The following is a 7,999-nucleotide window of genomic DNA, read 5'->3' on the forward strand; positions in this document are numbered from 1 at the left end:
TAAAATCGTTTAACTCTCCCACTTCTCTTTATGCAAAGCACATAAAATTACTAATTTGTTGATAGCGGTAACTTACTTTACGACGACGACCACCTTGCCAAGTGTAACCTGATACTCCGTTGCTTCTCACTTCAGTCGGAAAGAACCATAAGTCTCTTCCAAAAGGTCCAGGACGATGTAAACGTAAATATCCCCATCTTCCTAGACAGTTACACATCCATGATTTCATATTTCCTGCTTGTGCTGGAGAAGCAAATGTAGATGGTAAAGACGGAGCTTGTGACGGTGGTGGTGACGTTGGAGCATCTTCCGCGTCATCTGGTCTATAATCCTCCTGTTCAATATCTCTAAGCTCATCTACAGTTTCATATCCGTATTGTTGTGGATAATAATACATCGCTTGATTATATGGATAGTTTTGTTGGTTATACATTTTAACAAATCACCTTCTTTTCATTAATTACCTTTAACATTCATATGTGATTTGACACCTATGGGAAGCTTATGTATAGCCCAATTTCAAACCGAAAAAAACTTGTATTTTTGTTTTCAAAAATACAAGTTTTTTTAAAATAGAACATATCTTTATTTTTTCAACTTTACACTATAAAAACGCATTTCTTCTAATAAACCTTCAAATTCAAATAACCCTTGTTTGATTAATACTTTCAAGCGATATTCTAAAAACGTATCCCCAACTAATTGCTCCACAAGGCCAAGTGCTTCACCAATTACTCTCGGAGCTTTAAGGAAGTCTTTATCAGCACCTATTCTTTTCGCGCATTCAACAATAAATTGATCAAAATAGTCTTCTTTCACCGGATGCACTACATTGTCTTTCCAAATTCTTAAAAATTCTGTGCTATTTGATAAATTATTCCACTCATGTTCAAGATTTTCTCTGTTCTCTTCGGTTAAATGTGATAACTCTATAAAACCTTTTCCGATAAATGCTAAATCTTCAGGTGCTAATTCTCCTGTGCCACGTATGTCATAATCTCTTTTTAAAAGTTCTCGACTCGCTTCAGATGTGTTCATAACACGAATATTTTTCTTATCTTGTAATTGAGCTATTACAAAGCAAAGACCTACATGTTCATGGGCGTTATCTGCTTTCCAAATGGTAATCGGTGTTTCATTAGGAATAGAATGTAATTCATCTAAAGTCTCCATAAATCTTGGTAAATATTCTTCCTCAAAATAACTATCATAAGCAGTTAAGTTGTTTACTAACCATTGCTTTCTTGCTACTTGACCCTCATTCGTATGTAATTGATGTATTGACCCAATTGAAAAAAATTCAGAGAATGAAACAACACTCTCCTCGTGTAATCCTTCTTGTTTCAACATATATTTTAAACATCCGGCTGTTGAATCATCAAATGCGATATGAATGTGTGTACTTTCTTCTATATTCATTTTATAAGAATTATTATTCGTTAGTTGCTTAGGAATACCCATTAAGTGTTTAATTGTATCTTCACTATAGTTTTCTTCTAATAAATTTAACTGTATAAGAATACTTTGAAGTAAATGTTTTGCTTCATCTTCATACATATCCTCAACAACATTTTTAATTTTATCTATCATGTAAATCCCTCTATTCATTTCAAAAGTAACATAGACTATAGTGTATCATTTCAGTACAAATATTTAAAAGTTTTATCTTTAGTATTAGTGTGTGAAATTTGCTGCATTTTTTCCATTGCAAATTATTTGTAAAATATTTTATTTTTATGAAGAAAACACTTTGTGAATCACTTTATTTATATGTATAATTATATAAAAAACAAAACATAGGAGCAATTTCTATAATGAAAACACTAATTAATTACAAATACATTTTAAAAAACTGGCGATATATTTTCATATGCATACTCCCTACAATTAGTTTATTTTACATTTTCGACGTTACATTTGAACTACTGTACCACCAAGATTTCTACTTATCTAACTTAATATCTGCTGTAATCTTATTCATTCTATTTATCAATATTAAAGATAAATTTAAAATTAAAGATGATAGTACTTTATGATTTAACATGATCCTTTTAGGTTCAATACTTTTTCTAATTAGATTCTTATTAGAAACTCACACTGCCCCAAAATGATTGCTCGTATCCTTTTCTTCTGTACAAATACCTTTTGTCGCTTTCAGTGTAATTGGTATATTGCTATTTATTATGTTGATGCGACATGTTTTACAAACGAAAAGAGCATCTTCAATATCGGATGCCCTCATGTGATTACAATTTTTTCTGAGTATTATATAATTGTCGTATTTATTTTCACTTTATTATTACTAATAAAAATGTAAAAGATAAAAATAAACAAAGAGGCACATATAAATTTGTATCCATTCTAGCAAACTTCGTATCTTTTTTTCGTTTAAAGATACCAAAGTAATTAAACTCACCAATTACCCTTATGAAAAAAACAATCATACAGATCCAGGAGCCGGCTTGAACAATAGCATTAGGAACTGCAAAGTGAACAATTTTTGCTTGTTGTAATAAAATTATTGCTGCCATACTTAATAATAACGCAATGACCAATGTCATTCCTGTACGAGGTGTAAACGCTTTTTCTCCCGATATAGTTGGAATAACACTATTTGTTCCCCACGTACCTCCGAAAGCCCAATAAACATGCAAAAAGCTAACTAAGAATAATATACAAACAGAAATATATGTAATAATAAGCATTTGGCCCTCCATTTATTTTATTTCAGTCCCCATCTTTAAAATATATTATGGGTCCTCCATTCGCAACATATATTTAATTACGTAAAAAAACCCTTTAATAATTTATCTATTCAACGATAAATCATTAAAGGGTTATTAAAACTCATTACGCATTATACCTATTTCTTCTACGTTCCATCCTTGTTTGCCCTTGAACAGTCCCTTCTTTGTATTGATCTATGTCCTCTGTCATTTCATACGTTGCAGCTGGTTCTTCGTAATTACGCTCATGGACTCTTTCTGGATTTTTACGTTTAGACGTCTTTCTCCCAAAATTAAATAATTTCATTTTTAATTTTGGTAATCTTGGAAGGCGGACCTTAAATGATAGCCTTTTGCGTTTCTTTTTTTGTTGAAATAGATTTGTATTCTCTTTATTATCTTTCTCTTTGCGGTGTATTAATATCGCAAGTAATCCCCCTAATATAAGACCTCCAACTAAAAATAGAAGATATACATACTGACTTGTCATTAAGCTTGTCATGCGTTCAAGTATGACTAACGACTGTACTTCTTTTATATCCCATAGTAAAGCGGCCCATAATGAGAATAAGCCCAAAGTAAGCCCATATGTACGAAAACGGAATAAACACGGAATTAACGCCACACAAGCGGCAATTTTTGCGTTCATAATTATTGAACTTGTTGAAATATCCTGATTCCAAATAACTAACAGTAGTGTTATAAATGGCGCATACGCTATCCAGCTACATATACGTGAATATATCTTTTTTGCAAAATAACTACCGAAACTAGTAAAAAATAATAGTCCCCCAATATATAAAGATTGTTCTAGAGGGATTTTCTTTATAATTCCTGCAATTGGAAAGAGGCCGCTCAGTAGCATTAATAGCACATCTAATTTCTTCACAATTCCCCATTCCTTTCAATTTTTTCAATTAATAAAACTCGTTTTTCCATATGATATAGTTTTTGTATTTCTAAAAAACATCTTAATCCTGTATGTTAATAAAGTAAATACTTAAAAGAAGTGATACATGACAAAGGATAGCATTATTTACATGAAAAAATGACAAATCCTGATCGGTATAACGAGCAGGATTTGTTTACTATTATTTAAAGTAAAATAATTGAATCTTTCTTTTCTATTTTCATTATATCTACATCCAATTCATCATCAAACTCTTTGAACTCTCTTGCATCTATATCAGTCATGTAACTTTTTATTACTTTAGCCATATGCATGGAATATGTCATGTGTATATTCTTTTCCAAGAGCATACTTGAATTACAGCACATGTAATGAATCATTTTTACGACATAATCCCTTTCTACAGGTTTTACACCTAACGGTAGAATTTCAAGTATATATCGCTGCAAAATTTCACTACAATGTAATGCGTATTCGCCAGTGCTATAATACATACCTTTTTGATCCGCATATAAACCTGTACCATCCGTCACATCATCACATTCCATCATACCGTAGCATGGTACATCAAAATCTGTATTTATTCTTATCACGTTTAAGTTTGGAACTTTTTTCATATTCGGAACAATCTCAGGTAGAATATCTATATCAATTTTTTCATTTTGTAACTCTTTTATCCAATATTTTCTCATATTCGCATCTACAATGAAATAAACTTGTTCATTCCGCTCTTTCGCATGTTGTAAAATTCCCATTAATGTTTCGGAAACATATTGTTTAAAAAGAGCACCCATATCATTTCTTTTTGATGGTTGCGGCAAAAATGCATTATGTTTATTTACGTTTAATAATAACCGGTCAATCGTTTGCCACTCTGTATTCCCATATAATTTATATAAAATTTCTCTGCCTTGTATTTTTAAAAAATAGGCAAGAAATCAAATTTCGAGATTCGTTCAATTGATAAATTGACATATGTACAAGGTAAATTTATCTTATTCCAACTACGTTTCAAAAATCCTTTCTGTTCTAATAAACTAAGAATACAATTTACAATTGCTTTACGAGATACACTTTGACCTATAAATAAATTAATAAATGCTGAAATACGTTTTGTTCGTGCAAATCCTTCTCGAACGATTTGTTTTGGGTCAATTTTCTCTCGCCCATCACAATTTTCCATTGCGATTAACGCTAATGTCGCATCACTCCGCTCTCCTGCAGTTGCATAAACAGCTTTCATAACATCATCTACAAGGTTTGTTTTATATTTCTGGCAATACTGCATTTTATATGGGTTTTGCAATACTTTTTCAATATTAAATCTCACTACCTTTAGCAATACTGGAGAATCTGCATTTAATACATAAGATGACTCACCAATCTTAGCTAAAACAATTTCACTATCAATTAATGCTTGTTCTACTTCCATTAATATATTGTCGGACCAAACTTCTAACGTTAAAGTCTCTAATCCTTTTGGTGCAATTAAAGGAAATAATTCATTTTCATTATTTGTTACTACCTTTTTACATTCTGGGAGTAATGTGAAATAAGAGAATTTCTGCTGAAATTCTTTAAATAAATACTCTCTATCCTTTACTTTTATACCAGATTTTATTTTAGTACCTTGCACTTTATATATTCTCTCATTATATGGAAGTAACACCGTTATATTTGTCCCGATGATATAGTCTTTCGGATATTGGAGTATATGATCTAGTTCAACTTCTCCACCTATATGAAAATCATCTTTTAAATTTCTAAATAACTTAATCCATTTCATACCGTTTGTCGCTTGCTGTACTTTTAGTTTTACAAACCTCAACTTTTTATTATTTAATGCAGAATCTGGGGTAGAAATCAATATCATGCCCCGTTTTCGTCTCAAAAGCAACGGTATGTCTGGATGATTATATTCTTGATAGAATCTTCGAATGCCTACTGAAACATTTAATAAAGGGGTATTCTCTCCTGCACGAGTTATGCATTCAAACCGATATACATAAGCGAAATAATCTTGTGTTTTTTCATCTTTAATTGGTTCTGACATGGCCTCACAAATATTTTGTGATCGTAGTGGAGAAAAAAAGATTTCTTCTTCAATTTTATCTTCCATTTGTACAGGGCATTCACAAAAAATATGTGAAATTAAAGCGGGTACCCACTTAGCATACGTTTCATTATCATGTAAGACTGGCAAATTAGAAATTAAATCGTTATGCCATTCATATTTGGGTGGTTCTATTAATTTGTTCGGTTTCCAATCATGAATGACCTCATACCAACTTTGAAAAATATAATCGAGTTGTTCTTGTATTATAGGTTCTTTTGATATAATCCATGGTGTATTTTCATTTAACACATACGGATTATGCTGAATAAACAATATATCAGAAAACATATCATACAATCTTTCATTCAAACGTTTCAACTTACTCGTTAATAAAAACGTCTTATAATGTATTTCTACAATGTCCAGCCATTCAATAGGAAAATATATAAATGATACACTTTCGTTTAAAAGGGGTGCTACTATATTTTCAAATGTTAATAATCGCAATTTTTCCATATAATGATTACTTCCTTTCTTCATTCGTCTTGATCATCAAAAAACTAGAAGAGACCGTTATTTAATCTAATCAATTTAAATCAAGTATTTAAAAGAAAAATAAATAGCATTTTATTCAAATAATACATTATTAAAACGACTCTTTTAAAATTTTAAAGTAATTATCATTTACAACACCCTCTAACATCATTAAAATTGTACATTCCGATTATATAATATATAAGTGTATTGCATTTATAATTTACAATAAATTTACAAAAAACTAAAATTTCATCTCCTACTTTCAAATCACCATCTTGTATCATTAACTCAAAATCATAGATCAATTTTTCCATTTAGTTCTCTTCCTTCTCAAATAAAGATTTTGTATTAAATCCACACAACCCTAAGAAGCATACATACGATAACATGTGGTATTCTTTTTCAATATTAATTTTGGTCAGAGAGCGCATTGGAAAGCGCTCTTTTATGTTTAAGTAAGGATTCTGTTCTGTTTTTTTATTTACGCTGTTTTCGTAAGAATTGTTGCTATCTTGACCATACTGATAAAAGGTTGACTTTCAACTAGTAAATTGGATTTAAAGGAGGGTTAACATGAAAGATGAATTAAGTATAAATATCTATTTAGATGAAACTGATACTCCGTTTTCAAGATATTATAGCTCAGATGATGTTCACCTAAGCTCTGACCTTGAAGATTTTATTTTGTCAAAGCTGCACAGTGGCAAAAGAAAAGAAGTAGAAATTTTTTTTTCAGGTCAGAATGATTTTGACGAAAAGTCATTGAAGACTGCCACATTTAACACTTTTTCTAACCTCTTGAACGAAGAGGAATATACATATGCAAGAAATGTCAAAAAGGCTATTGTTTTGTTTGTGCTTGGTATTATTGTTGGGTTAATATTCTTGAAACTTTCAAGCACTCATGCCTATGTTGCAGGAGTATTAAGCATTGTGTGTTGGGTTTTTATTTGGGCAGGTACAGAGGTTTATTTTTTTGAAAATCAGCAAATCAAACGAAATATTAGAAAATGCAAGAATATTCTAAATGGCAATGCGCACAAAAAATAGAATTTTAGTAAATATTTATATTTATAAAGCTGATTTCCGGATTCTACCTTGTGCATTTATTTAGGTTATTGTTTGGACTTGGAAATCGTGTTGAAGATTAATATCGCCATACGAAGAAAGCTTTCATAAATACTTAAGACCTGGATTTAATCTAAGGTCTTATTTTCATCGCAAAAAACAACAATCTATACGAAAAGAACCTTTATTTAAAACATATAAATATGCGGCAAGTAATGATCTTGATCATTACGCACGCCCTATCATGTCACCTATACAAAGTACTCTTTTTTGTTTGTATAATTAATTAATGCTTGTTTAAACTACAAATAGTTGGTCCTTTCCAAACAACAGCTTGCTTCCATTGTTGTTTCATTTTCCCTACATAAGAGGGACTACGGTCATACATAATGCTGATATCCTTATCTGAAATTCCCTTCTGATTCAATTCGCGTACACGCTCCGGAGTAAGCCCAATAGGTATATCCTTTCGCTTTCCACCGCGTTCTTTCGGCTGCGTATCAAGGTATCTATCCAACTGACGTAATTCTTGGCCAGTCGGGCAATTTTGACAGACACTAATACTGAAACACTCTTTTTCCGAACGATTGTAATAACACCTTCTGCATTTCTGAAGTGAACCCTGAAAACGGGACACCTATTAAAACACCTAAACCATCTGTTCCCTAAATTCTTTAGGGGATAGGTGGTTTAATTTTTCTT

7 protein-coding genes and 1 pseudogene are annotated in these 7,999 nt (G+C 31.2%); 2 read left to right on the top strand and 6 right to left on the bottom strand.

The genetic code is table 11. The annotated features are described in order from the left end of the window. Positions 1-28: 28 nt before the first annotated feature. Complete coding sequence (locus MR065_RS09150; RefSeq protein ID WP_242213405.1) at positions 29-433, bottom strand: hypothetical protein; 405 nt, start codon at positions 431-433, stop codon at positions 29-31. Between the two features lie 152 nt (positions 434-585). Next, positions 586-1,590, bottom strand: coding sequence for a DUF1835 domain-containing protein (locus tag MR065_RS09155; protein WP_242213406.1), 1,005 nt, complete (start codon positions 1,588-1,590; stop codon positions 586-588). 221 nt (positions 1,591-1,811) lie between these two features. Between MR065_RS09155 and MR065_RS09160 the strand changes: the two genes are divergently transcribed. Next, positions 1,812-2,036 (top strand): hypothetical protein, encoded by a 225-nt coding sequence (locus MR065_RS09160; protein ID WP_242213415.1) that lies wholly within the window; start codon positions 1,812-1,814, stop codon positions 2,034-2,036. A gap of 252 nt (positions 2,037-2,288) precedes the next feature. Here MR065_RS09160 and MR065_RS09165 read toward each other — a convergent pair whose 3' ends face one another. The 3 genes and pseudogenes from MR065_RS09165 to MR065_RS09175 all read right to left on the bottom strand — a co-directional run bounded on the left by MR065_RS09165 (position 2,289) and on the right by MR065_RS09175 (position 6,208). Beyond that, complete coding sequence (locus tag MR065_RS09165) at positions 2,289-2,705, bottom strand: DUF3995 domain-containing protein (RefSeq protein ID WP_242213407.1); 417 nt, start codon at positions 2,703-2,705, stop codon at positions 2,289-2,291. A 145-nt stretch (positions 2,706-2,850) separates the two neighbouring features. Continuing rightward, positions 2,851-3,615, bottom strand: a complete 765-nt coding sequence (locus tag MR065_RS09170) for a DUF3959 family protein (RefSeq protein WP_242213408.1) — start codon at positions 3,613-3,615, stop codon at positions 2,851-2,853. Positions 3,616-3,821: 206 nt separating this feature from the next. After that, positions 3,822-6,208: pseudogene (locus tag MR065_RS09175) on the bottom strand (RNaseH domain-containing protein). 594 nt (positions 6,209-6,802) lie between these two features. Between MR065_RS09175 and MR065_RS09180 the strand changes: the two are divergent. Then, a complete protein-coding gene (locus tag MR065_RS09180) occupies positions 6,803-7,279 on the top strand; it encodes a hypothetical protein (protein WP_242213409.1) in 477 nt (158 codons plus the stop codon). Positions 7,280-7,583: 304 nt separating this feature from the next. Here the strand turns inward: MR065_RS09180 and MR065_RS09185 are convergent, their stop codons facing one another. Then, entirely contained in the window at positions 7,584-7,934 is a 351-nt protein-coding gene (locus MR065_RS09185) for a hypothetical protein (RefSeq protein ID WP_242213410.1), read from the bottom strand. Between the last annotated feature and the right edge of the window lie 65 nt (positions 7,935-7,999).

The sequence above is a fragment of the Bacillus cereus group sp. BfR-BA-01383 genome (genome assembly GCF_022663495.1).
GTDB lineage: Bacteria > Bacillota > Bacilli > Bacillales > Bacillaceae_G > Bacillus_A > Bacillus_A cereus_AU.

Excerpts from the sequence above, each read along its gene's own strand:
- MR065_RS09150 (WP_242213405.1), bottom strand. The coding sequence starts at position 433 with ATGTATAACCAACAAAACTATCCATATAATCAAGCGATGTATTATTAT.
- MR065_RS09155 (WP_242213406.1), bottom strand. The coding sequence starts at position 1,590 with ATGATAGATAAAATTAAAAATGTTGTTGAGGATATGTATGAAGATGAA.
- MR065_RS09165 (WP_242213407.1), bottom strand. The coding sequence starts at position 2,705 with ATGCTTATTATTACATATATTTCTGTTTGTATATTATTCTTAGTTAGC.
- MR065_RS09180 (WP_242213409.1), top strand. The coding sequence starts at position 6,803 with ATGAAAGATGAATTAAGTATAAATATCTATTTAGATGAAACTGATACT.